The sequence below is a fragment of the Microbispora sp. NPDC004025 genome (assembly GCF_053604425.1).
The window spans coordinates 1-26,821 of the sequence record NZ_JBSGHN010000025.1; the positions used below are offsets into that span (position 1 = coordinate 1).

At 71.5% G+C, this 26,821-nt stretch carries 24 protein-coding genes and 1 pseudogene; 10 read left to right on the top strand and 15 right to left on the bottom strand.

Annotation, left to right across the window (positions count from 1 at the left end; all coding sequences use genetic code 11):
* Positions 1 to 376: 376 nt before the first annotated feature.
* Entirely contained in the window at positions 377 to 1,465 is a 1,089-nt protein-coding gene (locus ACWEQG_RS37350; RefSeq protein WP_452292175.1) for an AI-2E family transporter, read from the top strand.
* A 108-nt stretch (positions 1,466 to 1,573) separates the two neighbouring features.
* Positions 1,574 to 1,984: a hypothetical protein gene (locus ACWEQG_RS37355; protein WP_346229829.1), complete on the top strand. Its 411-nt coding sequence runs from the start codon at positions 1,574 to 1,576 to the stop codon at positions 1,982 to 1,984.
* A gap of 34 nt (positions 1,985 to 2,018) precedes the next feature.
* Here ACWEQG_RS37355 and ACWEQG_RS37360 read toward each other — a convergent pair whose 3' ends face one another.
* The 5 genes from ACWEQG_RS37360 to ACWEQG_RS37380 form a co-directional block, all read right to left on the bottom strand.
* The gene (locus ACWEQG_RS37360; protein ID WP_452292177.1) at positions 2,019 to 3,392 is read right to left on the bottom strand and encodes a hypothetical protein; all 1,374 of its coding nucleotides are present in this window, start codon (positions 3,390 to 3,392) and stop codon (positions 2,019 to 2,021) included.
* 373 nt (positions 3,393 to 3,765) lie between these two features.
* Positions 3,766 to 5,241 (bottom strand): carbohydrate-binding protein, encoded by a 1,476-nt coding sequence (locus ACWEQG_RS37365; protein WP_452292179.1) that lies wholly within the window; start codon positions 5,239 to 5,241, stop codon positions 3,766 to 3,768.
* Between the two features lie 38 nt (positions 5,242 to 5,279).
* Positions 5,280 to 6,884, bottom strand: coding sequence for a chitinase (locus ACWEQG_RS37370; protein WP_452292181.1), 1,605 nt, complete (start codon positions 6,882 to 6,884; stop codon positions 5,280 to 5,282).
* A 5-nt stretch (positions 6,885 to 6,889) separates the two neighbouring features.
* Entirely contained in the window at positions 6,890 to 8,230 is a 1,341-nt protein-coding gene (locus ACWEQG_RS37375; protein WP_452292183.1) for a cellulose binding domain-containing protein, read from the bottom strand.
* A 781-nt stretch (positions 8,231 to 9,011) separates the two neighbouring features.
* Positions 9,012 to 10,256 carry a glycoside hydrolase family 18 protein gene (locus tag ACWEQG_RS37380; protein ID WP_452292185.1) on the bottom strand — a complete coding sequence of 415 codons (1,245 nt, stop codon included), beginning with the start codon at positions 10,254 to 10,256 and terminating at the stop codon, positions 9,012 to 9,014.
* A 310-nt stretch (positions 10,257 to 10,566) separates the two neighbouring features.
* On the opposite strand from ACWEQG_RS37380, the pseudogene ACWEQG_RS37385 reads away from it, so the two are divergent.
* Positions 10,567 to 10,751: pseudogene (locus tag ACWEQG_RS37385) on the top strand (ATP-binding cassette domain-containing protein); the annotation flags it as partial.
* Between the two features lie 3 nt (positions 10,752 to 10,754).
* Here ACWEQG_RS37385 and ACWEQG_RS37390 read toward each other — a convergent pair.
* Together ACWEQG_RS37390 and ACWEQG_RS37395 are read right to left on the bottom strand one after the other, a co-directional pair.
* Entirely contained in the window at positions 10,755 to 11,354 is a 600-nt protein-coding gene (locus tag ACWEQG_RS37390) for a hypothetical protein (protein WP_452292187.1), read from the bottom strand.
* The gene (locus tag ACWEQG_RS37395; protein ID WP_169981894.1) at positions 11,351 to 12,739 is read right to left on the bottom strand and encodes a selenium-binding protein SBP56-related protein; all 1,389 of its coding nucleotides are present in this window, start codon (positions 12,737 to 12,739) and stop codon (positions 11,351 to 11,353) included. Before ACWEQG_RS37395 ends, ACWEQG_RS37390 begins: the two co-directional genes overlap by 4 nt.
* A gap of 121 nt (positions 12,740 to 12,860) precedes the next feature.
* On the opposite strand from ACWEQG_RS37395, the gene leuE reads away from it, so the two are divergent.
* Positions 12,861 to 13,547 (top strand): leucine efflux protein LeuE, encoded by a 687-nt coding sequence (gene leuE / locus ACWEQG_RS37400; protein WP_452292189.1) that lies wholly within the window; start codon positions 12,861 to 12,863, stop codon positions 13,545 to 13,547.
* Positions 13,548 to 13,554: 7 nt separating this feature from the next.
* Here leuE and ACWEQG_RS37405 read toward each other — a convergent pair whose 3' ends face one another.
* Positions 13,555 to 14,346 (bottom strand): LLM class F420-dependent oxidoreductase, encoded by a 792-nt coding sequence (locus ACWEQG_RS37405; RefSeq protein ID WP_452292190.1) that lies wholly within the window; start codon positions 14,344 to 14,346, stop codon positions 13,555 to 13,557.
* 341 nt (positions 14,347 to 14,687) lie between these two features.
* On the opposite strand from ACWEQG_RS37405, the gene ACWEQG_RS37410 reads away from it, so the two are divergent.
* Entirely contained in the window at positions 14,688 to 15,329 is a 642-nt protein-coding gene (locus ACWEQG_RS37410; protein ID WP_452292192.1) for a VC0807 family protein, read from the top strand.
* Here ACWEQG_RS37410 and ACWEQG_RS37415 read toward each other — a convergent pair.
* Positions 15,326 to 15,787, bottom strand: a complete 462-nt coding sequence (locus ACWEQG_RS37415; RefSeq protein WP_363473033.1) for a nuclear transport factor 2 family protein — start codon at positions 15,785 to 15,787, stop codon at positions 15,326 to 15,328. The two genes, ACWEQG_RS37410 and ACWEQG_RS37415, sit on opposite strands and share 4 nt — an antisense overlap.
* Positions 15,788 to 15,831: 44 nt before the next feature.
* On the opposite strand from ACWEQG_RS37415, the gene ACWEQG_RS37420 reads away from it, so the two are divergent.
* The 3 genes from ACWEQG_RS37420 (at position 15,832) to ACWEQG_RS37430 (ending at position 18,540) form a co-directional block, all read left to right on the top strand.
* Complete coding sequence (locus ACWEQG_RS37420; protein ID WP_452292194.1) at positions 15,832 to 16,557, top strand: SDR family oxidoreductase; 726 nt, start codon at positions 15,832 to 15,834, stop codon at positions 16,555 to 16,557.
* Positions 16,558 to 16,633: 76 nt separating this feature from the next.
* Entirely contained in the window at positions 16,634 to 17,506 is an 873-nt protein-coding gene (locus ACWEQG_RS37425) for a phosphotriesterase family protein (RefSeq protein ID WP_363473037.1), read from the top strand.
* Positions 17,507 to 17,670: 164 nt separating this feature from the next.
* Positions 17,671 to 18,540, top strand: coding sequence for an alpha/beta fold hydrolase (locus ACWEQG_RS37430; RefSeq protein WP_452292196.1), 870 nt, complete (start codon positions 17,671 to 17,673; stop codon positions 18,538 to 18,540).
* Here the strand turns inward: ACWEQG_RS37430 and ACWEQG_RS37435 are convergent.
* The 4 genes from ACWEQG_RS37435 to ACWEQG_RS37450 form a co-directional block, all read right to left on the bottom strand.
* Entirely contained in the window at positions 18,503 to 19,648 is a 1,146-nt protein-coding gene (locus ACWEQG_RS37435) for a sensor histidine kinase (RefSeq protein WP_452292198.1), read from the bottom strand. The genes ACWEQG_RS37430 and ACWEQG_RS37435 overlap by 38 nt on opposite strands.
* A complete protein-coding gene (locus ACWEQG_RS37440) occupies positions 19,645 to 20,313 on the bottom strand; it encodes a response regulator transcription factor (RefSeq protein ID WP_452292200.1) in 669 nt (222 codons plus the stop codon). Before ACWEQG_RS37440 ends, ACWEQG_RS37435 begins: the two co-directional genes overlap by 4 nt.
* 6 nt (positions 20,314 to 20,319) lie before the next feature.
* On the bottom strand, positions 20,320 to 22,020 hold the full coding sequence (locus ACWEQG_RS37445) for a serine hydrolase (RefSeq protein ID WP_452292202.1): 1,701 nt from the start codon (positions 22,018 to 22,020) through the stop codon (positions 20,320 to 20,322).
* 89 nt (positions 22,021 to 22,109) lie between these two features.
* Positions 22,110 to 23,225: an FAD-dependent oxidoreductase gene (locus ACWEQG_RS37450; protein WP_452292204.1), complete on the bottom strand. Its 1,116-nt coding sequence runs from the start codon at positions 23,223 to 23,225 to the stop codon at positions 22,110 to 22,112.
* 201 nt (positions 23,226 to 23,426) lie between these two features.
* Here ACWEQG_RS37450 and ACWEQG_RS37455 point away from each other — a divergent pair, with 201 nt between their 5' ends.
* Positions 23,427 to 24,041 (top strand): TetR/AcrR family transcriptional regulator, encoded by a 615-nt coding sequence (locus ACWEQG_RS37455; protein ID WP_452292205.1) that lies wholly within the window; start codon positions 23,427 to 23,429, stop codon positions 24,039 to 24,041.
* A gap of 43 nt (positions 24,042 to 24,084) precedes the next feature.
* Here the strand turns inward: ACWEQG_RS37455 and ACWEQG_RS37460 are convergent, their stop codons facing one another.
* The gene (locus ACWEQG_RS37460) at positions 24,085 to 24,603 is read right to left on the bottom strand and encodes a nuclear transport factor 2 family protein (RefSeq protein ID WP_452292207.1); all 519 of its coding nucleotides are present in this window, start codon (positions 24,601 to 24,603) and stop codon (positions 24,085 to 24,087) included.
* A gap of 247 nt (positions 24,604 to 24,850) precedes the next feature.
* Between ACWEQG_RS37460 and ACWEQG_RS37465 the strand changes: the two genes are divergently transcribed.
* Entirely contained in the window at positions 24,851 to 25,339 is a 489-nt protein-coding gene (locus ACWEQG_RS37465; RefSeq protein WP_452292209.1) for a hypothetical protein, read from the top strand.
* 78 nt (positions 25,340 to 25,417) lie between these two features.
* Here the strand turns inward: ACWEQG_RS37465 and ACWEQG_RS37470 are convergent, their stop codons facing one another.
* Positions 25,418 to 26,812: an NAD(P)/FAD-dependent oxidoreductase gene (locus ACWEQG_RS37470; RefSeq protein WP_452292211.1), complete on the bottom strand. Its 1,395-nt coding sequence runs from the start codon at positions 26,810 to 26,812 to the stop codon at positions 25,418 to 25,420.
* Positions 26,813 to 26,821 lie beyond the last annotated feature (9 nt).

Genomic DNA, 26,821 nt, shown 5'->3' on the forward strand with positions numbered 1-26,821 from the left:
ACCCCCAGCCCGGCGCAAAACCACCGACCCAGACACCCAAGAAGAGAGAAGGACACCGACGACCAGCCCGCGCACAGCCAACACAACCACCGAAGCGATCGAAGAGGAGTGCGCCGAACCGCGCCGACACCACAAGATTACCAGGGCCTGCCGACAGCTTGGCCCGGCTAAGCTCCAACGCACCGGCCCGGAGACCTATTCCCGCAGGTCATCAACAAGATGGAAGTTCCGTGCGAGTGCGTACGCTCCAACGGCATCGACCCCGGGCTTCATTCCCGTCACGAGTCGCGCACGCGCACTGGGGTAGAGGGCCGGACGTGCTAGGACTTGATCCACCTTGCGCAGCCTTGCCAAAAAGAAGGGGTAGGAACGGGACGTGATTCGACAGGGGTTCCCTCGCGCCCTGATCGTGCTGGCCGGCACCGCCGCCGCGGTGATCACTCTCGCCGGTGTCCAGGCGGTGGGCTCCATCGTCGGCCCGGTCGTCCTGGCTCTGACCCTCGTCATCGCCGTCTCCCCGGTGCGCGGCTGGTTGGCCCGGCGCAAGGCTCCGGTGTGGCTGCAGGTCGCCGTCCCTCTCGCCGTGGTGCTCCTGGTCCTGCTCGGCATGGTCGCGATCCTCAGTCTGGCCGCCGCGCAGCTCGCCATCCTGGCCCCCACGTACGCAGACCAGTTCAACGCGATGGTGGCCGACCTCCAGCACTGGGCGGCAGGCCTCGGCTACGGCAGCGAACAGCTCAACAAGGCGCTGTCTTCGCTCGATCCCGGCAAGTTCATCGGCGTCGCCCAGAGCGTGCTGAGCAGCATGCTGGGAGTGCTGTCGAGCCTGTTCCTGATCGTCGTGCTGCTGCTGGCCATGAGCCTCGACGCCCCCGTGTTCGCCCGGATCGTGGACGCCGCCTCGGCCGAACGGCCCGCGCTCGCCCGCGCTCTCAAGACCTTCACGTACAAGACCCGCCGCTACCTGATCGTCTCGACCGTCTTCGGCCTCGTCTGCTCGGTCCTGGACATCACCGCGCTGTACGTGCTGGGCGTGCCGCTCCCCTTGCTGTGGGGAGTGCTCGCCCTCATCACGAACTACATCCCCAACATCGGCTTCATCCTGGGCCTCATCCCGCCCGCGCTGCTCGGGCTGCTGGAGGGCGGGCCCAAGACCATGCTGCTGGTGATCGTGGCCTACATGGCGATCAACGTGGTGATCCAGTCGTTCATCCAGCCGAAGTTCCTGGGTGACGCCGTGGGGTTGTCGACCACGGTCACGTTCCTCTCACTGATCGTCTGGGCGTGGGTGCTCGGGCCGCTCGGCGCGCTGCTGGCGATTCCGCTGAGCCTGCTCGTGCGAGCCCTGCTCGTCGACAGCGATCCGGACAGCACCTGGGCCGCCGCGCTCATCTCCGGACGGTTGCCGGAACACGCCCCGGCGTCCGGCGCCGGCCCACAGCCGGAGCAGTCCGAGCCCCGGTGAGACAGTCCGGCCGCGCGTGATCGGCCGCGCAGCGGACGCCGTCCCGGCTCGGGGCGACACGGGACGGTTCGCGGGGTGCCGCGCGGCGCTCCGGCTTAGGGTCTGAGCATGCGGCGATGGGACAACGACGAGCGGTTCACCGGGATCGCGGACGCCTCGGCGATGGAGCCGCAGGTCTCCGCCCTGCTGGATGCGATGGCACGGGACGGATGGGTGACGGAGCAGCCCGAGGCGCACCTGCTCCCCCACCTGCGCCGGGCATGCGGGCCGGAGTGGCTGCTGACCGGCGAACGCCTGCTCGACGACGGTGTTTACGAGGTGACGGTGTCGCTGGCCGGCGACAGGGAGGGTGTCCACGTGCATCGTGACGTGATACGGCTGCTGTCGGCGATCGCCGAGAGCGTCTTCTTCGTGCGGCAGGCCGCGCCGGGCGTGTTCGAGTGCGTGACCGGAGTGCTCGACGGGGACCCACCCGGGTTCGCGAGCCACGGTCACATGGTCCGCCTCATCGTGACCTGAGCGGCCCCTCCCACGAGGTGGAAGGGGCGCGGACTCAGGTGGCGGGAACGGTCTCCTTCTCCTCCGGGCGAGGCTCCGCTGCGGTCTCCATGTGCCTGCGCCGCCACGGGATGGCCGCGATCAGCAGCGGGAACAGCACCAGCGAGCTGATCGCCCAGGGCGCGTGCAGCTCACCCCACTTGGGCCCGTGGAACTGCGTGAGCACGATGTATCCGATCGCCGCCCACAGCGAGCTGCCGAGGATCGCGGGCCAGGCCCAACGGGTGGGCCGGGCGACCAGGAACGGCATGAACCACAGCAGGTACTGCGCGCCGAGACGCGGCGTGAAGATCATGAAGGACAGCAGGATGGCGATCGTGACGTCGACGGGGTCTGCCTTGCGCCACCAGATGAGACAGGCGACGATCGCGGCGTAGATCATGTACTGGCCGATCCTCGCCGGGGTCGGGTCGAGGTTCCAGTTGCCGCCGCTGACCAGGGCGGTCCAGCCCCAGTCGCCCGTGATCGGGCGGACGTCGCTGGGCCGCAGGCCGATGGTGTTGAGCACCTCGGGCAGTTGCCGCCATTCGGTCCAGCCGCCGATGGGCAGCGTCAGCAGGAAGAACACCGGCGAGACGCCGGTGGCGACCAGCGTGACCAGGCGGCTGCGCAGCCCCGGCAGGAACATGAGCAGGGCCGGCACGAGGATCACCGGCCAGCTCTTCGCGCAGAGCGCGAGCCCCATGAGCAGGCCCGCCCACACGGCGCGGCCCGTCGCCGCGCGGTCCTCCTCCGACGGGCGCACGATGCGCCGCACGATCTCACCCGGCGGGATCCAGGGCAGCGGCAGGTCACGGTTCGCGAGCCGGACACTGGCCCACGGCAGCGGCGCCGGCCGCCGCCAGTCGCCCGGGCCGCGCGCCACGACGTACGCCGCGACGCCGAAGACCAGGGAGACCGGCTCGACCTGGCCGTGCACGGAGGCGACGAGGATCGCGAGGGGATTGCAGGCGTACTGGAAGGCGCGCAGCCTCTCGGTCCGTCCCCCCGCCAGCTTGCCGACCAGCGGGATCAGCACGATGTCGGCGACGACGGTGACGATGCGGCCGGCGTACTCCCAGGGGATGCCGAGCCACAGCAGCAGCCCGTACATGTACGGGATCGTCGGGAGGAAGTGCCATCCGCCGTTGCTCTCCAGCACCGGATCGCGGTGGTCCAGGATCGCCACGCCGGCGGGCTGGAAGCTGTTGACGTAGTCGACCGGCTGCCACTGGGTGTCCCTGGCCGACAGGACCATGATCAGCACGCGTACGGCGATGCCGAGCGTGAGCGTGACGGCCAGGGAGGGCCGCCAGCCCTTCCATTGGGCGACGAGCGCGAGCGCGACGCCGGCGACGAGGACGATGCTGGTGGGGATCGCGTATTCCATGACGGTGCCAAGACTGCCTGACGAAGGGCACAACAGGCGACTCGATCCCGGATTCGGTGAGCACGCCGTCGCGATCCGTCACGATTCGAGGTATTGTGACCACGGAGCGTTACATCCAGGAGACTTCGATGAAAATTCGCCTTTGGGTCACCCTTGCCGTGGCCGTGATCGTCGGAATGCTGATCGGCCTGCTCGCCCCGACGCATGGTGGCGACCGGTCCGGCGGGTAGGGGGGTCGTCCCCGCCGGACCGGCCGCCTGCTCATGGACGCCCGGCTCGAAGCGACACGCGCCCCGGGTGCCGCGCGGCGGCGGCGAGGGATCCGGTCCGGCGGGCCGAGCCCGGATCCCTCTGACCGTCGGTACGACGCGGGTCAGAAGCCCGCGGTGACCCGGGTGAAGTCCCAGTCGTTCTGCGCGATGCCGCTGCAGTTCGACACCACGCCGCCGCCCGGGCAGCCGCGGTCACGGTTGACCGACCAGAAGGCGAGCCGGCCCAGGCCCTTCGACTTGGCCCAGTCGCGGATCTGCGTCCAGGTGGACAGCGAGGTCAGCTCCTGCTGGTCGGACAGGCCGTTCATGCCCGAGATGCCCATGTGCGCGTACGCCTGGGCGTCGCTCCAGCCCCAGGCCGCTTTGAGCGCGTTCTTCAGGCCCTCGGACGCGTTGACCGTGTTCTGGTACATGTTCGCGCCGCCGCCGAAGTCGAACGGCATGATCGTGTAGTTGTCGATGTTGACGCCGAGCGCCTTCGACTGGTTGATCAGCCGCGTGCCCCACCAGCTCGGGCCGGTCGTGCTGGTGCCGAAGGTGACGACGACCTTGACGTTCGGGTTGTTCTGCTTGACGATCTTCAGTCCGCCGAGGATGCGGTCCTGGACGGCCTCGTTCTCGAACTCGTCGCTGTTCTCGATGTCGAAGTCGACCGCGGCCGGGTTGTAGGCGTTGATGACCTGCTGGACGGCCGAGGCGAAGGCGGACGAGCTGGAGCAGTTGGGGCCGAGCTTGTTGCCCGACCAGCCGCCGAAGGAGATCTGGACGTTGCCGCCCGCGGCCTTGATCTGTGAGATCGCGGTGGCGTCGGGGCTGCCGGACAGCGGGCGGGAGCCGTCCCACGCCGGGGTGCAGCCGCCGCCGGAGAGCATGAAGGCCATCGTGAACTGCTTGACCCCCGTGGCGTTCATGACCGTGGCCGGGTTCGGCGGGTTGCCCCAGCCCTCGTACAGGTACGGCGCGCCGGGGAGCTTGCCACCGCTCTGCGGGCAGCCCGTCGTCGTGCCGGTCACCGCTCCGCTCGCCGCGGACTCGCCGCTCGAGTTGTACGCCTTGACCGTGTACGTGTGGGTGGTGCAGGTGCCGAGGCCGGAGATCGTGGCGCTGGTGCCGCCGACCGTCGCCTTGACCGAGGTGCCCTCGTAGACGCGGTAGCCGGTCACCGTGCCGCTCGACGCGGACCAGGACAGCGAGATCGACGCGTTCGTGGTGCCGGTGACGTTGGGGTTGCCCGGCTTGCCGGGCGCGCCGGACGGCGGCGTCGGCGACGGGCTCTGCGACGGGGTGTCGCCGCTGACCTTCTTCCACAGCGCCGGGACGATCGGCGGCTCCCAGCCGGTCAGGGAGGTGTGCGCCTGGATGCACTCGTAGTCGGCGCCGTTGTAGGTCACCCGGGCGCCGACGGCGTACCAGGTGTTCGGGGCCCAGGCCGGGTAGGCCAGCATGACCACGCTGTTCGGGGCGGCCGAAGCGGAGGCGGCCGTTCCCGCGACCAGTCCGGCGACGGCCAGGAGGAGGGAGGCCAGCAGGGCGACCAGCGCCCTGGCGTGCCGGCCCGTACCGAAGCGAAGCTGCATTCTTCCTCGCAATGGTGGTTGGGGGGTGGGTGGGGGGTTCACTTCAGGGCGTCGAGATACGCCCTGTGGGAGCGGGAGAATTCGGAGCCCGTGTACCTGTCCCAGTTGACGGACCAGGCCATGAGGCCGCGCAGGCCGGGGAAGACGCCGTGCGGCCGGTAGGAGCCGCAGCCCGTCCCCTTCGCCAGGCAGCCGAAGGCGCTCTGCACCTCCGCCGTCGTGGTGTAGCCGTTGCCGGCGTACGGCGCGGCGGGCAGGCCGATCGCGACCTGGTCGGGACGCAGCGGCGGGAAGGTCGCGCCCCCGGCCACGGGGAAGCCGGTGAGCAGCATGTCGGTCATGGCGACGTGGAAGTCGGCCACGCCCATCGTGTGGTACTGGTTGTCGAGGCCCATGATCGGCCCGGAGTTGTAGTCCTGGACGTGCAGCAGCGTGAGGTCGTCACGCAGTGCGTGGATCACGGGCAGGTACGCCCCGGAGCGGGCGTCGGCAGTGCCGTTCCGGCCCGGGCCGTAGAACTGGTAGCCGAGCTGGACGAAGAACGTCTCGGGGGCCATGGTGAGCGTGAACTTCGCGCCGTACCTGGCCTTGAGCGACCGGATGGCGGAGATGAGGTTCACGACCACCGGGGTGGTCGGGTTGCGGAAGTCGGTGTCGCCGGGGTTCAGCGACAGCGAGTGGCCCTCGAAGTCGATGTCGAGGCCGTCCAGGCCGTACCTGTCGATGATCGCGGCGACCGACTGGACGAACTTGTCCCGGGCGGCGGTGGTGGTGAGCTGCACGATCCCGTTCTGGCCGCCGATCGAGATCAGGACCTTCTTGCCGGCCGCCTGCTTCGCGCGGATGGCCGCGGCGAACTCGGCGTCGCTCTCGACGTTCGGGCACTCGGTGACCGGGCATCGGGTGAACCGGATGTCGCCGGAGGTGGGCGAGGTCGGCTCGCCGAAGGCCAGGTCGATGATGTCCCATGCCGCGGGCACGTCGGCCATCCGGACGTAGCCGGAGCCGTTGGCGAACGACGCGTGCAGGTAGCCCGCCAAGAGCCGCTTCCCACTCGGCGGCGGGCTCGGTGAGGTCGACGGCGACGGGGAGGGAGACGGGGATGGGGATGGGCTGATGGAGGGCGAGGGGGACGGCGAGGGCGACGGCGACGCCGGGGTGCCGGGGCCGTCGAGGACGACGTCGTCGGCGTAGTAGGCGCCCTGGCCGTACCAGCCGTTGACATAGATCGTCACGCTCGTGGTGGACGACCCCGTCGTGAACGACGTGGACAACTGCGACCAGGACGCTCCCGGCGAGGCCCACGTCTGGGCGTTCACGCCGGCGCCGGTCGCGCCCAGGAACACGTAGTTTCCCCGCACCCACGCCGACAGCGCGTACGTCGTGGACGGCTTGACGGTGATCGTCTGCTCGCATCGGGCGTAGTCACTGCCGGCCGGGGTGGCGGACAGGGCCCTCGACCCGCCGTGGACCGGACTCGACACCGCCTGCGCGGTGGACGCGCACGTCCAGCCCGACAGGCCCGACTCGAACCCAGGATTGGCGGCGATGTTCGCGGCACGGGCCGGTCCGGTGAACGTCGCCGTGAGCAGGCCGGCGAAGGCGACGGACGCCGCCGTGCCGAGGCCGATGAGCTTCTTCATGTGCGTCATCCCGTGTACGAAGCGAAGATCTTGGAGAACTCGTAGGGCGACTGGGGGACGTTGGTGCAGGAGTAGAGCGCGCCGGTGCAGGCGTTGCGGTCGCGGGTCGTCTCCCAGAAGGCCAGCAGGCCGAGGTGCCTGTCCTTGGCGAAGGCGACGAGCTGACGGGCGTCGTCCTGGTTGTAGATCCGGCCGTCGTCGTTCTGGCCGAGCATCGGCGTGACCCCGACCATCCGCCACACCCGGTCGTCGGACAGGCTGGGATACAGGCTCTTGAGCTGGCCGAAGGTGCTGTTCGCCGCCTGGACCGCCGCGTCGCCGTAGTCGACGGACTGGTAGTAGTCCATGGCCATGACGTTGACGGCGTCGAGCCTGACCCCGGCGTCGCGGGCGGACCGCACCACGTTGAGGCCGTCGGCGGTCAGGCCGTTCGGCAGGACGGGCAGGGTGAGGGAGATCTTCAGGTCGGGGTGGGCCTGCTGCAGCCGGGCGAGCGCCTGGGAGCGGCGGGCGATGGACGCGGGCTCGGCCGCCGCCGATCCCTCGATGTCGAGGTCGATGTATTTCAGGTCGTAGGCGGTGACGACGGCGTCGTACTCGGAGACCAGCGCGTTCACGTCCGTGCACGCCTGGGCGAGTTCGATGCCGGTCGCGCCGCCGAAGGACACCTTGACGTCCCCGCCGCCGGCCCTGATCGCGTCGATCTGGTCCTTCGCCCACTTCTGCCGCGGGTCGTACGCGTTGAACCACATCGCCTTGCAGCCCGACGCCGTGACGAACGCGAGAGTGAAGCTCTTCAGGCCGGACGCCGTGGCCATCGCGGGCAGGCTCGGGGTCGGCCAGGCGCCCATGTCCACGTACGGCGCGGTGCGCAGGGCGCCGGGCGCGGGCGGCGGCGGGCTGGGAGACGTGCTGGGGGACGCGCTCGGGGACGGGGACGGGGACGGCGAGGTCGTGACGCCCTCGCACGGGCCGCCGTTCAGACGGCAGTTCACCGGTTTGCCGGGCCCGCTGTTCACCCACCCGAACGTCGCGGAGGCGCCGGGGGCCAGGCCGCCGTTGTACTCGCGGTTCCTGAAGGTGTAGTGGTCACCGGAACGCGTCATCAGCGCGTCCCAGTAGGCCCCGGCCGTCGAACCGGCGGGGAGGTCGAACTCGACCGTCCAGCCGGAGAGCGCGGAGGTCCCCGTGTTGGTGACGGTGTAGCGGCCCTGGTAGCCGGATCCCCAGTCGGAGTCGGTGGAGAAGACGGCCTTGACCGTCGCGGCCTCGGCGGGCAGCGCGACGAGAACGAGCGCGAGTGCGGCCATCGCGGCGAACGCACGCCAGACGTGCTTGATCTGCATGGACACAACCTCTGTCGGGGGGGTGAACGGGGAGGTCATGGAATCCGTACGGCCGGCGCCTGACGGAGGCGGCCGATCAGAACGGCACCGGCCGTACGGCACTCAAGGGCGTCTGGTGACGGGACGCGGACGTGAAGAGGCTAAAGGTGAGGAAGGGCCATCGTCGGCTCCCAGGTCGTTCTCTTTTAGGAAAGTTTCCTAAGAGTTGTACGGATCGTAGCTTCGCGGTCGACGGTCCACAAGACCCAATTCGACAGCGTTCCTTACGAACCCTGTCATCGCTGGTCGGCACGCGACGACGTGTTATGCGCGCGTTAAGGGCCGACTGGCTGTCCGTTAAGGCGGTTATGTCGCATCGGCACGCTCACCAGCGGTTTCACCGGGCTCAGCGCAGCCGCCGCGCGTCGGGAGCGCGGGCGTCCGGGGGATGGGCGCTCGGTGGACGGGTGCTCGGTGGACGGGTGCTCGGTGGACGGGTGCCGGTGGCGAAGCGAGTCAGCGCGGAAGTAGAGCCGCGGCAGCGCGGGTCGGCGGAGGGGCAGCGCGGGCCGAGGCGGCGCGGGCCAGAACCGGGGCCGCGCGGGCCGGTGGGGGGCAGCGCGGGCCGAAGCGAGGTAGCTGCGGCGCCCCTGCCACGGCCACGACAGCGTGGGTCGGCGCAGGGCAGCGCGGGCCGAAGCGGGATGGCTACGGCAGCGCTGTGAAGCCGGATCAGCGCAGGACGGACGGCGCGGGGTGAAGCCGGATCAGCGTAGGACGGACGGCGCGGGGTGAAGCCGGGTCAGCGCAGGACGGCGCCCTCGCGGACGGCGTGCCGTCCGTCCCGCTGCACGTTGACGAAGTCGACGAGGCCGACCAGCCTCTCCAGCTCGAACCCGGCATCGATGCGGTCCGGGTCGGCGGGAAGGTAGACCGTGAGCAGATAGTGGCGGCCCGTGGCCGCACCGAGCGCGTCGAGTTGCGCGCGGAACTCGGCCAGCAGGGCCGTCAGGTTCCGCCTGTCGTCGACGCCGGTGTGGTTGCCCAGGTGCCCTTTGCCGCCGGGCCACTCCCAGTCGATGTCGATGCCGTCGAAGACGCCGGCCGCGCTGCCCGGTCCGCCCCTGCCGCCGGCTCCCGGCAGGTCGCCCCTGATGTACGCGTCGAGGCACGACTTGACGAACCTCTGCCGGCTGGCTGCGGTCCGCGCTACGTCGGAGAAGTACTTGGAATACGTCCAGCCGCCGATCGAGATCAGCGTCTTCAGACCGCGGTGGCGGGCCTTCAGTTTCTTCAGCTGGTTGAAGTTCCCGGCGAGCGGGGCGTCGGGAGGATCGGCCACGCCGTCCAGCGACTCGGCGGCCGTGAAGCCACGCTGGTAGTCGGCCCAGGCGTCCCCCGCGCCGTCGCCCTGGTCGGGGTCGTTCGGGTCGGGCGCGAGCGGCCGGGTGACTCCGGTGAGACAGGTCAGCGATGCGGGGTCGATGTTCGCGAACGCGTAGAGGACGTGGGTCAGCCTGCCCGCCAGCCCGCCGGTTTCGAGGTCGCGCACGGTGGACGTGGCGCCGTACGCGCCGCGCTGCGCGACATATCCGACCCTGATGCGGCCCGGCGAGGGGGACGGCGACGGCGTGACGGTCACCGTGACCGTCACCTGCGGCACGGGAACGGCGTTCTGCACCGTCACGGCGTGCGCGGTTGCGGCGTGCGCGTTGCCTGCTTGCGCCGTGCCTGCTTGCGCCGTGTCTGCTTGCGCCGTGTCTGCTTGCGCCGTGTCTGCTTGCGCCGTGTCTGCTTGCGCCGTGTCTGCTTGCGCCGTGCCTGCTTGTACGGTGCCTGCTTGCGCGATGCCCGCTTGCGCGGGGGCGACCGCTGCCCGCACCGGCGCGGGGGCGGCCCGCGGTGGCACAACCCGTGACCTGGCCTGGCTGACGGCCGTCGTGCCGGTCTCGGTGGCGCGGGCCGGGCCGTACCAGGCGACGAACAACGAGGACAGCAGGGCGCTCAGGACCACGACGGTGAAGGCGCCACGCGTGATCGCTCCCATGGTGGGCTCCGAACAGTGCGTGCCTCCGCGACGAGGCACGGAGGCGAGAAGAGGAATGCCGCGGGAGCGTAGTGACGTCGCCGCCGGGCCGACAAGCAGCGGAGTCTTAAGCCCGGATTATGCGTGACTCATTTCGCAGGTGGGCGCGTTCCAGCGGCACCACCTGCGGTTACCCATGGTGCCGCCCTTCTCTGCAAGTTTCACCCCCGCCCCCCGGTGGCGAGACCGCCGGCCCCGTGCCGGCGTCGTGCCAGTCCTGGTGCCAGTCCTGTGCCAATCCCGTGCCGGCGCGGGCGGCGAACGTCGGAGCATGACGTACGCGATTGAGGCCCACGGTCTCGTGAGAGATACGGCGACAAGGCCGCGCTGGCGGGAGTCGACCTCGCCGCGCCGCCGGGCACGGTGCTCGGCGTGCTCGGCCCGAACGGTGCGGGCAAGACCACCGCGGTCCGGATCCTCGCCACGCTCGTCTTCCCCGACGGAGGCCGGGCGGCCGCCTCAGACGGCGCCGACCAGGGTGAAGACACCCGCCCCCACCAGGGCGAACGCCCACATCCTGTCGAGGTTGAACCAGGCCCGCCGCAGGACGGCGACGCCGAGGAACTCGTACACCACGACGGCGAGGACGGTCGCCGTGAGGAACATCGCGAGCGTGTGCACGCCGGCGACGAGCATGCCGCCCGACAGGGCGTGCCCGTGATGGCTCGCCGGCATGCGGGTCAGCACGGGCAGCAGCATCAGGCCCGCACCGTGCACCGACGACATCAGGAACGACCACGCGGCCAGTTGCGGCAGCGACAGCCGCATGCCCACCCAGCGGAAGTGCCGCCGGGAGAGCAGGTGCCACAGGCCGAACCCGACGAGCACGACGCCCGCCCCGATCGCGAGGGCCGTGGCCGTCACCAGCGACCCGGTCGCCGACACCACGGCCACCACGAGGGCCACCGACACGAGGTGGCCCAGCGCGATGACCGGCAGGGACTGCAGCAGCAGGTCGCGGCTGCGCTCCTGCAACCCCCGCGCGACGGCGAACAGCCAGCCCATCGCGGGATTGATCCCGTGAAAGGCGCCGAGCAGGATGACGGCGGTCAGGGTCACGGGTAGCAGTAGGAGTCGGAGGACGCGTCGCCGCCCTGGAGCCGGGTCTGGTGCGGGCGCAGGCCGCGGAAGTCGTCGCCGTGCGGGAAGAACCGCTCGTCCAGCGTGAACGACTCGGTGTCGATTTTCGCCATCCAGGCGCCCACGCCGTCGGGATAGAACTGGTCGTCCCAGGCCCCGTACAGCGAGTTGGTGACGTAGACCCGGCGGCCGTCGCGGCTCACCTCGACCATCTGCGGGCCGCCGGCGAGCCGCTCGTCCGGCGCGGCCGGGTGCGCCTCGCGCCGCACGATGCCGCCGAGGCGGACCGAGCCGAGCTCGACCGGCTTGAACGGGTCGGACACGTCGTACTGCTTGAGCTCGCCGGTGCCCCAGCACGACACGTACAGGCGCTGGTCGTCGACCGACAGGTCGATGTCGGTGACCAGCGGCGGCACCGCGCCGAACGGCTTGAGCACGTCGGGCAGGTCGTCCGGCGAGGCCGGCTCGGCCGGGATGGTGATCACCTTCTCCGCCGCCCAGCGGGAGCCGTCCCTGTGCCACACCCACACGGATGCCGACAGGTCCTCGACGCTGGTCACGACGCCGACGAAGCCGTACGTCTTGGTCGGGTCATGGGCGGGGCGCAGCTCCAGCGTCATCTGGTGCTGGTCGCCGAGGTCCACCTCCTGGACGTGCCTGCGCTTGCGCAGGTCCCAGAAGTGGATCTTGTGGCCGTACTTGCGGCCGAGCAGCAGCTCGCCGACCACCCCGTCCTCGACCATGGACGGCGTGCCCCACTCGGAGGTGACCAGGACGTCGTGGTTGATGTGCCACCAGAAGTCGTACGCGAGGTACTGCGGGCCGCGGTCGACCTCCCACCGGCCCAGGACCTCGAAGGAGTTGTGGTCGAGGATGGCGATGCCGCCGGGCCCGTCGTCGCCGTACCCGCCGAGCGCGCTGACGTACAGGCCCTCGGGGCCGCAGTGGACGGTGTGCGGGCGGGAGTAGCCGGCCCGCTTGCCCAGCTCCTCGGGCTCGATGACCTTCACGAGCTCCGGGCTGACCCGGTCCTTGGTGTCGTACACGTAGATCCGCGACGACCGCAGGCCGGGCACGATCAGGTAGCGCCGTTCGACGTGCGGGTGCGGCGCGTAGGGGCACAGCGCGCTGCTGCAGGCGTTCCAGCCGAAGTGGTGCAGCTCGTCCCCCGTGTGCGGCAGGTCGGTCCAGCCGACCACGGTCCCGTACGCCGGGGACGCGGGATCGGTGTCGAGGACCGCGAGCGCGTCGGGCCGCTGGGCCGACCGGTCGAAGGCGGCCACGTAGGCCAGCTTCTCCGGCGGCGCCTCGGCGGCGTCGCGGGGCGAGGGGTAGAAGGTCGGATCGGGCTTCCACAGCGTCATGGACTCAAGGATTGTCCCTTATTCCCCATAGGGTCAATAGGAATCTCCGGTCCTGTACCCTGCCGTGACCACAGGCCGTGTAGAGCTATACCCTGCCTTATCACGCTTTACGGAGGCAGGGTTGTTCTTCGGAATCACCAACATCTGGACGTACGTCGTCGGCTCGTTTCTGATCATCCTGCTCCCGGGGCCGAACTCGCTGTTCGTACTGTCCACCGCCGCCCAGCGCGGCGTGCGGCAGGGGTACCGCGCGGCGGCCGGGGTCTTCGCCGGCGACTCGGTCCTCATGATCCTGTCGGCCGCCGGGGTCGCGTCGCTGCTGAAGTCGACGCCCGTGCTGTTCTCGATCGTGAAGTACTCGGGCGCGGTCTATCTGGCGTGGATCGGCTTCGGCATGCTGCGCGGCGCCTGGCGCTCCCTTCGGGCCTCCCGGGCGGGGGCCGCGGGCCAGGTCACCGAGGCGTCCGAGGCGGCGGAGGCCGTGGAGGCGGCGGTCCCGGCGGCGGCCGACCCCTTCCGGAAGGCGTTCACGATCAGCCTGCTCAACCCCAAGGCGATCCTGTTCTTCGTGGCGTTCTTCGTGCAGTTCGTGGACCCGTCGTACGGCGCGCCGGCGCTGTCGTTCCTGATCCTCGCGCTGATCGTGCAGGTCTTCAGCGTGGCCTACCTGAGCACGCTCATCTTCGGCGGCACGTTCCTCGCGAGCCACTTCCGGCGGCGCCGCAAGCTGTCCGCCGGGCTAGCCTCGGGGGTCGGCGCTCTCTTCCTCGGTTTCGGCGCCAAGCTGGCCACCGCGACGCTGAGCTGATCGGCCTCTACTCCCCGTGCAGGTCGGCGAGGGCGCCCTCGAAGGCGTCCATCGCCCGCTGGACACGGTCGTATCCGGCCGACGGCAGCCAGGCCATGACCCGGGACACGCCTGCCTTCTCGCACTGCTCCAGCGCGCCCGGGTCGGCCGGCGCGGACAGCATCAGGACCTCGACCTGCCTGCCCGCCTCCTCGGCCCGGCGGAACAACTCGGGAACGCGTTCGAGGATCCCCTCGCCGTAGTTGGGCAGCCACGCGTCCCCGTAGGCGAGCACGCGGTCGAAGACGCGCGGCCCGACACCGCCCACGAGGATCGGTGGGTACGGCTTCTGCGCCGGTTTGGGCCATGACCAGATCGGGTCGAAGGACACGAAGTCGCCGTGGAACTCGGCCTCGTCACGGGTCCAGATCTCCTGCATCGCCCGGACGCGCTCGCGCATGACGGCGAAGCGGCGGGCGGGATCGACGCCGTGGTGGCGCAGCTCCTCGCGGTTCCATCCGGCGCCGACGCCGAACTCGAACCGCCCGCCGGTCAGGTTGTCCACGCTCGCGACCGTCTTCGCCAGGCCGATGGGCTCGTGCTCGGGCACCAGGCAGATGCCCGTTCCCACGCGCAGCCGGGTCGTCGCCGCGCCCGCGGCCATCGAGGCGACGAACGGGTCGTAGCTGTGCCAGTAGCGCCGGGGCAGGTCGCCACCCCATTCGTCCTGTGGCGGCTTCCCGCCGGGCGGCACCGGGATGTGCGTGTGCTCGGTGAACAGCAGGGCCGTGTGGCCGCGCTGCTCGACGAGCCTGGCCAAGGCATCCGGACGAACCGCATCATCCGTTGCGAAGTAGCCGAAACCTGAGTCCATGCCGTCAAAGTAACCCGCGCCCTCCGCGTGCCGGGGAAAGCGCCCCGCGGCCACCGGTAAAGCGCTGACCAGGGGTTTCCGCGAGCCCGCCGGCCGGGCCCGGTCATGCCGTACCGTTATGAGCCAGCGATCGGCCCCACGCGTTCGGGCCCCGCAGGGCCGGCCGTCGGGTACCGTGAGCCACCGACAAAGAGCCTTCCCTCGGGCGTTTCCGCCCGCGATGTCCGGGTAGGCGCGTTGCCCAACTACAGCGTCGGTCTCCCCCTGCCGGCCCCGTTGGAGTTGCCATGAACCACACGCCTTTCGCACTGCCACGGCTCACCGCGCTGATCAAGCAGGCGGTGCCCCGGCTCCTCGAAGGCGTGGTGGCTCCCCTCGTGGTCTTCTACGCGGCTCTCGCGCTGCTCGGCCTGCGCGGCGCGCTGATGGCCGCGGTGTCGTGGGTCTACCTGGGCGTCCTGTGGCGGCTCGTCCGGCGTCAGCCCGTGCCGGGGACGATGATCATGGCGACGATCGCGATCACCTTCCGCACCGTGATCGGACTGTGGACCGGCAGTCCCGTCCTCTACTTCATCCAGCCGGAGCTCGGCACGATCTGCATCAGCATGGTGCTCCTGGCGTCGGTGCGGATGCGCCGCCCGCTGGTCCAGCGGCTCACGCTCGACTACATCCACCTGCCGTCGTTCGTGCTGCGGCACGAGCGCGTCCGCACCTTCTTCGCCCGGATCACCCTGCTGTGGGCGTTCGTCCTCCTGGTCAACTCGGCCATGAGCATCTGGCTGCTGCTGCACGAGTCGATCGGCGACTACCTGATCATCCGCACCGCCGCCGTCGCCGTGGTCACCGGCCTGGCCTTCCTCGGGTCGGTCTGGGCGTTCCGCCGGGTCCTGCGGCGCCTGCACACCGAGGCCCCGGCCATCACCGCTTAGTCCTCCAGCGTGTGGGTGCGCACCGCCTCGTCGCCGCGGGTGTGCCGGGCGTCGAACGCGAAGGCCGTCACCTTCCACCCCTCGGCCTGGCGTAGCAGCCGGAGCCGGTAGACGCCCCACACCTCGAACATGCCGCCGCCCAGCGCGGCGTCGAGCAGGTTGTAGGCGTAGCCCTTGGTGGTGACGTGCGCCTCGGCGCCGTCCACGGTCACGGCGAAGTTGCTCACGGTGTGGAAGCTCTGCTTGCGGGCGTGCAGGCCGGTCCGCCAGCCGTCCACGAGGGCCTCGGCGCTGATCCGCGCGGGCTCCCCGCCGTTGAGGCTGGTGAAGTCGGCGTCCACCTCGTCGTCGAACAGCTCCCGGCACACCGGCCAGTTCTTGGCGTCCACGGTGTCGAAGACGGCCGTGACGACGTCCACGATCTCGGCCCGGTCCACCAGTGCGGCGATCTCATCCATGCGCCCCATCCTGCCCCACGCGATCTGTGATAGGCACGCTTGTCATGGGTACCGCACTGGTCACCGGCGCCTCACGAGGTCTGGGCGCCGTCATCGCCGAACGGCTCGCCAAGGACGGCTGGCACGTCGCCGTCAACTACGCCAACGACACGGCCGGGGCCTCCGCCGTCGTCGACCGCATCACCGCCGCCGGCGGCTCGGCCGGCCTGGCCCGGTTCGACGTCACCGACGAGGAGTCCGTACGGGAGGGCGTGGCCGCGATCGGGCACGTGGACGTGGTCGTCAACAACGCCACCGGCCCGCAGCCGCTGATGCCGGTGGAGAAGCAGACCTGGGAGGACCACCTGGGCCAGCTCCGCTTCTTCGTCAAGGCTCCGCTGCTGATCCTGCAGGCCGTGCTGCCCGGCATGCGCGAGGCCGGGGCCGGGCGGATCGTCAACGTGGGCAGCGAGGTCGCCGACCTCGGCAACCCGGAGTTCGGGCACTACGTCTCGGCCAAGGCGGCGATGCACGGGCTCACCCGGTCGTGGGCCCGCGAGCTCGGGCCGTACGGGGTCACCGTGAACACCGTCGAGCCGGGCTGGATCCCGGTGGAGCGCCACGCGGACGTCCCCCCGGAGGACTACACCGACTACCTGCGCGACGTCCCGCTGGGGCACATGGGCGCGCCGGTGGACATCGCCGAGACGGTCGCGTTCCTCGCCTCCCCCGGTGCCCGCTTCGTCACCGGTCAGCGGCTCGCCGTCAACGGCGGCAAGACGATGAGCTGACCCCGCCCATGCCCTCAAGGTAAAGAATCACGTGATTCAGGAGCGGTTTAGACAAAAAATCGGTTAATGTCCGTTCATGTCCGGCGCATATTTCCCTCGAATCCAGACCGTCACGGGCGCCGTCCCCGTCTCCGAGATCGACGGGCCGGTGCTCCCGTACGAGCATCTGCGCACCGACACCCGCTGGGGGATCGGCGTGGACTCCGATCCCCACCGGTGGCTGGACGAGGAGCGGTACGTGCTGACCGAGGTCAAGCACCTCGGCAGGGAGCAGGCGCTGGGCCTCGTGGTGGAGCACAGCTGCATCGGCATGGCGCGCGACCCCGCCGCGCTCGCCCGGATCTCGATGGCCTCACGGGTGCCGATCGTGGCCGCCACCGGCTTCGCCGCGCAGCCGTTCGCGGGTGAGGCCATCACGCGGTACGGCGTGGAGGACCTGACCGCCGATCTGCTGCACGAGATCGGCGCCGGGCTGGACGGGACGGGCGCGCGGCCGGGGGTCATCGTCACCGCCTCGTGGGACGAGGCGCCCACCCCCGCCGAGGAGCGGGCCGTCACGGCCGCCGCCCGCGCCTCGCTGCGCACCGACCTCCCGGTCGCGACGGGCGGCCTGGAACTGCTGGAACTGCTGCTCTCGCAGAACGTTCCCGCCCGGCGTCTCGCGGCCCGCACCGGCGACCCGCTGGCCCAGCGCAAGATCGCCGAGACCGGCGCGTACGTGAGCGTGGACGACTCCGAGGACGTCCTCACCCTCCTCGACGCCGGGCACGCCGAGCGCGTCCTGCTGAGCAGCGGCGTACGCCTGCGGGAGCACCTGTCCGGCTACGGCGGGCAGGGCTACGGGCGGCTGTTCTCGTCGGTCCTCCCGGCCCTGCGGGAGGCCGGCGTGGACGACGGCACCCTGCGCCTGATCACGCACGACAACCCCCTGCGCTGGCTCACCCCCTGACGACCCGGTGGAGCCGGTCGAGCACCACCGGCGGCCGCTGGACGTGGCGCGGTGGCTGGAGAACCCGCAGCGCGAGGTGGTCCCCCGGCCTTGAGGAGCCGCACCCGGCGTCTGTGACGTCGCCGTGCGATTTCCCCGCGGCGTCACGGGCAGGGGCACCTGCCATGTTCGCCGGATTCGAACTCAGCTACGTCGAGGTCGGGGACGTGCGCCTCCGGGTGCGGCACGGAGGCCGGGGACCTGCGGTGCTGCTGGTCCACGGCCATCCGAGGACCCACACCACCTGGCACCTGGTCGCGCCCGCTCTCGCGTCCGCCGGATTCACCGTCGTCTGCCCCGACCTGCGGGGCTATGGCCGGTCCACGGCGCCTCCCGACGAGCCCGACCACTCCCAGGCGGGCAAGCGCGCCATGGCCGGCGACCTGGTCGCGCTGATGCGGAAGCTCGGCCACGAGCGGTTCCACGCCGTGGGCCACGACCGCGGCGGCTACGTCGTCCAGCGCCTCGCGCTGGACCATCCGCACCGCGTGGACCACGTCGTCATCCTCGGCGACGTACCGATCGGTGAGGCGCTGGCCCGGTGTGACGCCCGGTTCGCCCAGGCCTGGTATCACTGGTTCTTCATGGGCCAGCCCGCGCCGCTGCCCGAGCGGCTGATCGCCGCCGACCTGGAGGCCTGGTACACGCTCGACCCGGCCCGGATGGGCCGGGAGAACCACGCGGACGTGGCGGCGGCGATAGCCGATCCCCGGGTGCGGCACGCGATGTGCGAGGACTACCGAGCCGGGCTGGGCGTGGACCGGGCCGCCGACGACGCCGACCGGGCCGCCGGGCGGCGCATCACGAGCCCCCTGCTGGTCCTGTGGGGCGCCGAGGACGACCTCGCGGAGCTGTACGACCACGACGTGCTCGGCGTGTGGCGGCCGTGGGCCGCCGACCTGTCCGGTCACGCCCTCGACACCGGCCATCACATGATGGAGGAAGCCCCTGAGGCCCTCACCGAGGCCCTGCTCGCCTTCCTCCCCCGGCCGTGAGCCCGGCGCCCGTGAGCCCGGCGCCCGTGAGCCCGGCGCCCGGCCCGCGCGGGCGGCGCAGCGTGAGACGGAAGACGCAGCCCGGGGCGCCGGAGGTCCCGGACGTGACGGTGAGGTCGCCGCCGTGGGCCCGGGCGATCTGCCGGGCGATGGGCAGGCCGAGGCCGGTGCCGGGCACATCGCGGTGCCCGCGCCAGAACCGCTCGAACACGCGCTCCCGTTGCTCTTCCGGGATGCCCGCCCCCCGATCGGCGACCGTGACCACGGCCAGGTCGCGCGTGACGGCGATCTCCACGGTCACGGGCGTCCCCTCCGGGCCGTAGCGGACGGCGTTGTCGACGAGGTTGGCGACGGCGCGGGTCACCGTGACCTCGTCGACCGCGCACACGGCCTCCGGCGGGCCCTCCAGAGACAGCGTCATGCGCTTGCCTGCCGCCAGCACCTCGGCGTGCCGAAGCACGTCACGCGCCACCTCCATGAGGTCGACCGGCCGGTGGTCGAGCGTACGGGCGCGCCCGCGGGCCTCGGTCAGCAGGTCGTCGACGGTGGCCTGCAACCGCCGGGCGACGTCGCGTGAGCGGCGCAGCCCGTCGCGGTAGATCTTCGACGTTGGCTGGGGGTGGGCGAGCAGCACCTCCGCGTTGGTCATCAGCACCGACAGCGGGCCGCGCAGCTCGTGGCTCGTCTCCTCCAGCAGCCGCCGCTGGATCGCCGCCGCCGCCGCGAGCCGGTCCAGCATCGCGTCGAACTCGGCGGCCAGCGCCACCACCTCCAGCGGCCCGTGGTCGAGCCCGATCCGGCGGCCCAGATCGGTGCCGCCGATGTCCCCGGCCACCGCGCGGACCCGGTTGATCGGGGCGACGGCCCGTCCCGCCCACCACCAGGCCGCCGCGGCGGCGGCCGGGGCGAGCGCGAGGAGGGTCCAGGAGACCCACGGGGAGCGATGCGCCGAGGCGCCGCGCACGTGTTCGACCCCGTTGAGCACCTGCACGGTCGTCTCCGTGTCGGTCACCAGGACCACTCCGAACAGCAGCAGCGGCGGGACGTAGAACCCCAGGAAGGCGAGCACGGCCAGCCGGACGCGCAGCGAGCGCCATGGCCGCGTCACGGTCCCTCCAGCCGGTAACCGGCGGCGGTGACGGTGGTGATGACGGGCGGGTCGCCGAGCTTCCTGCGCAGCCGGCTGAGGATCACCCGCACCGAGGTGGTGAAGGGGTTGGCGTTGGCGTCCCACACGTGCTCCAGCAGGTCCTCGGCCGACAGCACCCGGCCGGGGTGGTGCATGAAGTAACGGAGCAGGGCGAACTCGCGTGACGTCAGCTCCAGCTCGGCGCCCGCCCGCCGGGCCCGGTGGGTGACCGGGTCGAGTTCGAGGTCGCGCACCCGCAGCAGCGAGCCGTGCTGGTCGCCGCGCCGGCCCAGCGCCCGCAGCCGGGCCACCAGCTCGGCGAAGTGGAACGGCTTGACCAGGTAGTCGTCGGCGCCCGCGTCCAGCCCCGCGACGCGGTCGCCGACCGCGTCGCGGGCCGTGAGTACGAGCGTGCGCCGGGGGCGGCACAGATGCGCGTCACCGGCGAGCCGGCGCAGCAGGTCCAGGCCGTCGCCGTCGGGCAGGCCCAGATCCAGGCAGGCCACGTCATAGGAGGTGACCCGCAGCGACTCCTCGGCCTCGCGGTACGTCGCCGCGACGTCCACGGCGTACGACTCGTTGCGCAGGCCGAGCGCGACCAACTCCGACAGCTCGGGGTCGTCTTCGACGAGGAGAACGCGCATGGCGGGTCAGCCGGACCGCTCGGCGGTGACGGCGCCCGGCCCGCTGGTGACGGTCATGCGGCGGCCCTCGAACGCGACCTCCACACGGGGGCCGGATCCGGTGGGATCGTCCGGGCGGAACCGGCCGGCGCCGCCCGACGGCACGAGCGTCAGTGCCGGCGGCTTCGCCGGAACCTCGGCGGCCATCACCCCGCCCTGCTCGTTGACGGCGTACCAGGCCAGGACCGGCCCCTTGCCGGTGACGAGCGTGACGTACGTGCGGACGTCGGCGCCCTTCGTGACCGTGCCTGCGAGCGTGAGGCCCGACACCGCGCCGAAGGCCTTTTCGAGTGAGGCCCGTTCCCTGCGGCCCTCCTGGGTCTGGCCGTTCAGCAGCGTCAGCACCCGTTGGTCGTGCGCGCGCAGTGCCGCCTCCGTGACGCCCGCGCCGGGCGGCGCCAGCGCGCGGACCGCGTCGGCTCCGGTCGCGGAGACGGTGAGCCTGTCCCGTTCTGCGGACACCGTGAACCCGCCTCCCCTCTCAAGCCGGTACGTCCCGACCATAGCCGTGAGGTCACCGGCCGGGGTGGCGGTGGAAGGCGCGGGCAACGGCCGTCCGGCCAGCAGCGCCGGTCCCACCGCCCGCAGCAGCGCCTCGGCCGGGAGCTTCGCGGTGTTCGACGCGATGGCGACCGCACGCCGCTGGGCCGGGACCCAGGCGACGACGGCGTTGTGGCCCACGTCGCCACCGCCGCCGGCGGCGCTCAGGAACCGCTCGCCGTAGAGCGACTGGTCGAAGGCGACCCAGCCGGGCGTCTCCGACCTGCCGTCGCCCAGCGGCCGCCCCGGGCGGGCCGCGAGTTCGGCCGACGCGGGCGTGACCACCCGGCCGGTGAACAGCGCATTCGTCCACTCCGCGAGGTCGGGCATGGTCATCGCCAGCCCGCCGTTGCCCTCCACACCCCAGTACGGCCCGGCGAAGCCACCCCGGTGTCCCGGCTCCCCGTCGTCGAGGTAGCCGACCGCTCTCGGGCCCGGCGCGGCCGGACGCCCGTCCCAGAACCCGCCCGCCACACGCCCGCCGGGAAGCCGCAGGACGGTGGAGCTCACGTAGTCCCGGTATCCGCGGCCCGACAGACGTTCGACGACGAGGCCCAGCAGGGTGTATCCGGTGTTGGAGTAGGCGTGCCCGGCACCCGGCGGGAAGGCGAGCTTCAGCCTGCCGATCGCCGCCAGAGCCGCACCCGCCGACAGCGGCTCGTAGTCCCCGCCGTGAGTGCCGATGAGCCCGCTGGTGTGCAGCAGAAGCTGCCTGACCGTCGCGTCGGCCACCGGACCGCGCAGCCGCGGCAGGATCGCGCCAACCCGGTCGTCGAGCGACAGCCTTCCCTCGTCGGCGAGCCGGAGGATCGCGGCCGCGGTAACCGTCTTCGTCACCGAGCCGATGCTGAACACCGTGCCAGGCGTGTTCGGCCGGCGGGCGCCGGCGTCGGCCATGCCGTACGCGGCGCGGCACTCGAAGGCGCCGTCCCTGAGTATCGCGACCGCCCCGCTGAAGCCGGCGTCGGCCCATGCCCCGAACGCGCGGTCGAGTGCGGGGTCACATGCGGGCGCCTCGGGCGTACGCACCGCCCGGCCGGGCCCGGCGCCGCACGCCGTCGTGAGCAGGGCGGCGACGGTCAGTCCCGCCGACAGGCCCATGGTGAGTCGCGCAGACAATCTTCGCATGCCGGAAACGTACGGACCGCCGCGCGAACCTGATGTGAACGGCGGCGTCTTCCGGAACGGCCGGATCGCCCCGGTCGCATATTCGCCGGTCAGCGGCCGTCGGCGCCGGCGAAGTCGGGTAGCTCGGTGGACAGCAGCCCGTCGGCGGCGCCGTCGAGGAGCCGGGCCATCTCCGTGGAGCGGGGAAGCATGGTCTTCTCGTAGGCGCGGACGGCTTCGCCGACGGTGTCGTGGCGGACGATGGCGAGGGCGAGTTCGCACGCGTCCAGCATCGCGAGGTTGACGCCGACGCCGAGCGGGGGCATGAGGTGGGCGGCGTCGCCGAGCAGGGTCATCGTGGGGTCGTGCTCCCAGGCGTGCGGGACCGGCAGGGCGAAGATCGGGCGGTCGACGTAAGGGCCGTCGTTGTCGGTGATCAGCCGGCGCAGGCGGGGCGACCAGTCGCGGTAGCGCTCCAGGAGGAGGGCGCGGATGCCGTTGGTGGCCCGAGGGGTGAGACCGGCGGCGGTGATCCAGTCGGCCGGGACGCGCTGGATGATGTAGACGCGGATGTGGTCGCCGCCGTTGCGCTGGGCGAACAGGCCGCGGTCGCCGTCGGCCGCGGCGGCGCTGCCCTGGCCGACGAGCTCGGCGATGTCGGGGTGCCGGGTCTCGACGTCGTGGAACCAGGCTTCCAGGAAGCTGATGCCGGTGTAGCGGGGGGTGGCCCCGGAGACCGAGCGACGGACCGTGGACCAGGCGCCGTCGGCGCCGACGACGAGGTCGGCTTCGATGGTGGTGCCGTCGGTGAAATGCAGCTGCCGGGGGCCTTCAACCGGACCGCCGACGGCCCGCAGGGCGTGGCCCCAGCGTACGGTGCCGGGCTGGAGCGAGTCGAGCAGCAGGTCACGCAGCCGGCCGCGGTCGATTTCCGGTTTGAACCGCTCGCCCTGCTCGGGGACGTGGTGGAAGAGGATCGTGCCCGCCGGGTCCACCTGGCGCATCTCCTGGCCCTCGGGCCTGGCCAGTTCGAAGAACTCCTCCAGGAGGCCGGCTTCGCGCAGGGCGATCTGGCCGTTGGCGGCGTGCAGGTCGAGGGTGCCGCCCTGGTCGCGGGCGGCGGGGCCGGCGTCGCGCTCGTAGACGACGGCGGCGATGCCGTGCCGCTGGAGGATGCGAGCGCAGATCAGGCCGCCGGGGCCGGCTCCGACGATGGCGATCTTCATGGTGGTGCTCCGTCCGTGCGGTGCGCAGTGCGGTGACTGCAGTGCTGAAGGGGTGCCTGGGTCAGGGGGATGGCGGGGCCTCGCCGAGGACAAGGGCGGCCGGGCGGTGCCGGGAACCGCCGCTCAAGAAAAACACACCGAGCCAATAAGTGCAACAGTGCAACTTTTGAAGTCGGTCAACCGGGAGGGTAGGGTGGCGGTATGTCCAGCACCACGACCGGTCCCGCTCCCGCGCCGGTGGGGCGCCGCGAGCGCAAGAAGGCCGCCACCCGCCAGGCCATCGCCGACGCCGCGCTGCGCCTGTTCCTGGAGCGCGGATACGACGAGGTCGGCATTCGCGAGATCGCGGACGCCGCCGACGTGTCCACTACCACCCTGTTCAAGCACTTCCCGGTCAAGGAGGCCCTCGTCTTCGACGAGGACTCCGACCAGGAGACCCGCCTGCTCGCCGCCGTCCGCGAGCGGCCCGCGGGCCATTCCATCCCCGCCGCGCTGCGCGAACACGCCCTGACCACCCGGCTGGCCGTCGCCGACGGCGACACAGCCTTCACCGCCTTCGCCGACCTGGTGGCCGGCACCCCCGCGCTGCGCGACTATGCCCAGAAGATGTGGCTGCGCCACACCGCCGCACTCGCGAAGGCCATCGCCGAGGAGAGCGGCCTCGCCGCGGACGACCCCGTCTGCGCGGCCCTGGCCCACTTCGCCCTCGAAGCCCCCCGTGCGGCCTACGCCCACGACAACCCCCGAGAGGCCATCACCCGGGCCTTCGACCTCCTGGAACACGGCTGGGGCGCGGCCGCCCGGAGCAAGGCGTGAGCGAGCGCCCTGAAGCGGCACGGCACGCGCGCGGCGGCTCCCGTCACGTCGGACGGGAACCGCCCGCTCCGGGGCTCTGAGGGTGCGAGGTCGCGGCCGCGATGGCTGCGGGATCCCAGTAGAACGGCCGGCACTCGAGCATGCGCCCGTCCCGTACCCGGATCAGTTGCATGATCAGCGTGTCGACGACCTGACCGGTCGCACGCGCGCGGAACCGTACCCGGCTCCGTACCACCACCGTGTCCCTGTCGCCCCAGTGTTCCTGCTCCAGGAACTCCATGGAGGTCCAGAGCTCGGTGAAAGCGGCCAGGAACCGCTGCAGCCCGTCACGTCCTCGCCACGTCCCCGTCCCCGTGAAGGGCAGGCCGGGAGCCTGGTACAAGACGACCTCGGGGTCCAGGTACGCGGCGACCTCGTCATAGCCGGCCTTGCCGAACCCACCCGCGGCCACGTACGCGGCCTCGGCCCGGTAGAACTTCTCCATCACCGCCCAGGCGTCCTGCCGCTCGTCCCCGCCAGGCGAGCCGTCGGTCTGCTTCCCGGTCACGTTCGCCGTACTCATGCCCCCAGCATCACAGGCAGGCGAAGCACCACCCTGGCGGTTATCGGACGCCTCAGCGGCCGGTGGTCTTCGGCGCCAGCTGTGCCCGAACACCGCCGATCCCGACGTTGTCGCCGCAGCGCGCCGACCGCCCGAAGCCGCCGCGACCTGGCCACTCACGATCGGCTAGCGATCGGCTGACGGCGCCCTTCCTACGTTGATGCCGCTCGCGAAGGCCGCGAGCACATCGAGAACCGAGGGAATCCTCATGCGTATTCGCACACTCGTCACCGGCCTCGGCCTGGCCGCCGGCCTCCTCGTCCCCGCCGGGGTGTCCAGCCCGGCCCACGCCGTCACCGCCGCGACCGCCTGCACCGTGGAGCTCTACTCCATCTACGCCGGCAACGTCGACGAGAAAGACGGACGGGACGAACTCCGCTTCCGCGTGGACGGCAACCTCTTCCCGCGCGTCAACTCCAACTACTCGACGATGACAGCGGGCGACACCGACTACGGGTCGGACTTCGAAGACCCGACCACGATCGTGGACGCGTCCCACTCCGCGTCCTTCCAGCTGCGTGAGGTCACGCCTCCGGCCGTCGGGTCCGGCACCCACCTGGGCAGCGCCACCGCGGACTGGTCCGACTGCAACACCCTGCAGGTCGGCCAGGCGGTGAACCTCCCCTCGCAGTCGATCAGCGGCACCGACAAGACGTACTACGACTACCGCGTCGTCCTCAGGGTCACCGGCATCTGAACCGACCGGCCGTCCGTACGGCAGGCCGCGGTTTCCCTCCGGTCCGCATGGCGGAGGGGAACCGCGGCGCGCACATTCTCAGGAGTCGAAGCCGACCCCGAGGGCGTCGAGGGTGCGCAGCCAGGCGTTGCGCCGGCCCTCGTGCTCGTCGGCCCGGGCGATGGCCCAGCGGGTGAGCTGGATGACGCCGGACCGCACCGGCTCGGGCGGGAAGGGCATCGGCTTCTCCCGCACCATGCGCAGGTCCGTACGCTCGGTCACCCGGCCCTGCAGCAGGTCGAGCATGACGTTGGCGCCGAACCGGGTCGCGCCCACGCCGAGGCCGGTGTATCCGGCGGCATAGGCGAGGCGCGAGCCGTACGCGGTGCCGAAGAAGGCGCTGAACCGGCTGCAGGTGTCGATGACCCCGCCCCACCTGTGGGTGAAGCGCAGGCCGTGGAGCTGCGGGAACGTCTCGAAGAAGTGCATGGCGAGCTTCTCGAAGGTGGCGTCGCGCTGGTCGTACTCCGGCCTGACCAGGCCGCCGTTGTGATAGACGGCGTCGTAGCCGCCCCACAGGATCCGGTTGTCGTCGGTCAGGCGGTAGTAGTGGAACCGGTTGGCCGAGTCACCGATGCCCTGGCGGTTCCGCCAGCCGATCTCCGCCAGCAGGTCGTCCGGCACCGGCTCGGTCATCAGCGCGTAGTCGTACACCGGCACGAGGAAGTGCCTGAGCCGGCGCAGCAGCGGCGGGAAGGCGCCGGTGCCGAGGGCCACCCGCCCGGCCCTGACCCGGCCCTTCGGCGTGCCGAGTTCGAGCGCCACGCCGTCGTCGTGCAGGGAGCGCACCGGCGTGTGCTCGAAGACGCGCACGCCGAGCCGCACGCAGACGTCGCGCAGCCCCCATGCCAGCCGCGCCGGGTCGACCATGGCGACGCCCTGCCGGTCCCACACGCCGCCGAGGTACGTCGGGGAGTCCACCTCGGCCCGCACCTGCTCGCGGTCGAGCCGCTCCAGCGGCAGGCCGAGCGAGGCGGCCCCGCTCACCTCCTCGTCGAGCCCGGCGAGCTGCCACTCCTCGGTGGCCACCCGCAGCTCGCCGGTGCGCTCGAAGGAGCAGTCGACGCCGTAGCGGGTGAGGGTCCGCTCGATCTCGTCGAGGTTCTCCAGGCCGAGCCGCTCCAGGGTCGCGATCTCCGCGGGCCAGCGGTCCTGGCCGTTGCCGAGCCCGTGGGTCAGACTCGCCGCGCAGAACCCGCCGTTGCGGCCGGAGGCGGCCCACCCGACCGCGCGGCCCTCCAGGAGGACCACGTCGAGCGAGGGGTCGCGCTCCTTGGCCATCAGGGCGGTCCACAGGCCGGTGAAGCCGCCGCCGACCACCGCGAGGTCCGCCGTGACGTCTCCCGTCAGCGGGGGCAGCGGCTCGGGCGCGATCGGCCGGTCCAGCCAGTACGGCTTACGCTCCGCGTCGGCGAGCGCCTTCGACGGGACCACGGTCTCACT

Bases quoted from the DNA above. Each gene is read 5' to 3' on its own strand.
- ACWEQG_RS37355 (WP_346229829.1), top strand. From the start codon at position 1,574: ATGCGGCGATGGGACAACGACGAGCGGTTCACCGGGATCGCGGACGCC.
- ACWEQG_RS37360 (WP_452292177.1), bottom strand. From the start codon at position 3,392: ATGGAATACGCGATCCCCACCAGCATCGTCCTCGTCGCCGGCGTCGCG.
- ACWEQG_RS37365 (WP_452292179.1), bottom strand. From the start codon at position 5,241: ATGCAGCTTCGCTTCGGTACGGGCCGGCACGCCAGGGCGCTGGTCGCC.
- ACWEQG_RS37370 (WP_452292181.1), bottom strand. From the start codon at position 6,884: ATGAAGAAGCTCATCGGCCTCGGCACGGCGGCGTCCGTCGCCTTCGCC.
- ACWEQG_RS37375 (WP_452292183.1), bottom strand. From the start codon at position 8,230: ATGCAGATCAAGCACGTCTGGCGTGCGTTCGCCGCGATGGCCGCACTC.
- ACWEQG_RS37380 (WP_452292185.1), bottom strand. From the start codon at position 10,256: ATGGGAGCGATCACGCGTGGCGCCTTCACCGTCGTGGTCCTGAGCGCC.
- ACWEQG_RS37395 (WP_169981894.1), bottom strand. From the start codon at position 12,739: ATGACGCTGTGGAAGCCCGATCCGACCTTCTACCCCTCGCCCCGCGAC.
- ACWEQG_RS37410 (WP_452292192.1), top strand. From the start codon at position 14,688: ATGAACCACACGCCTTTCGCACTGCCACGGCTCACCGCGCTGATCAAG.
- ACWEQG_RS37415 (WP_363473033.1), bottom strand. From the start codon at position 15,787: ATGGATGAGATCGCCGCACTGGTGGACCGGGCCGAGATCGTGGACGTC.
- ACWEQG_RS37420 (WP_452292194.1), top strand. From the start codon at position 15,832: ATGGGTACCGCACTGGTCACCGGCGCCTCACGAGGTCTGGGCGCCGTC.
- ACWEQG_RS37425 (WP_363473037.1), top strand. From the start codon at position 16,634: ATGTCCGGCGCATATTTCCCTCGAATCCAGACCGTCACGGGCGCCGTC.
- ACWEQG_RS37430 (WP_452292196.1), top strand. From the start codon at position 17,671: ATGTTCGCCGGATTCGAACTCAGCTACGTCGAGGTCGGGGACGTGCGC.
- ACWEQG_RS37440 (WP_452292200.1), bottom strand. From the start codon at position 20,313: ATGCGCGTTCTCCTCGTCGAAGACGACCCCGAGCTGTCGGAGTTGGTC.
- ACWEQG_RS37445 (WP_452292202.1), bottom strand. From the start codon at position 22,020: ATGCGAAGATTGTCTGCGCGACTCACCATGGGCCTGTCGGCGGGACTG.
- ACWEQG_RS37450 (WP_452292204.1), bottom strand. From the start codon at position 23,225: ATGAAGATCGCCATCGTCGGAGCCGGCCCCGGCGGCCTGATCTGCGCT.
- ACWEQG_RS37455 (WP_452292205.1), top strand. From the start codon at position 23,427: ATGTCCAGCACCACGACCGGTCCCGCTCCCGCGCCGGTGGGGCGCCGC.
- ACWEQG_RS37460 (WP_452292207.1), bottom strand. From the start codon at position 24,603: ATGAGTACGGCGAACGTGACCGGGAAGCAGACCGACGGCTCGCCTGGC.
- ACWEQG_RS37465 (WP_452292209.1), top strand. From the start codon at position 24,851: ATGCGTATTCGCACACTCGTCACCGGCCTCGGCCTGGCCGCCGGCCTC.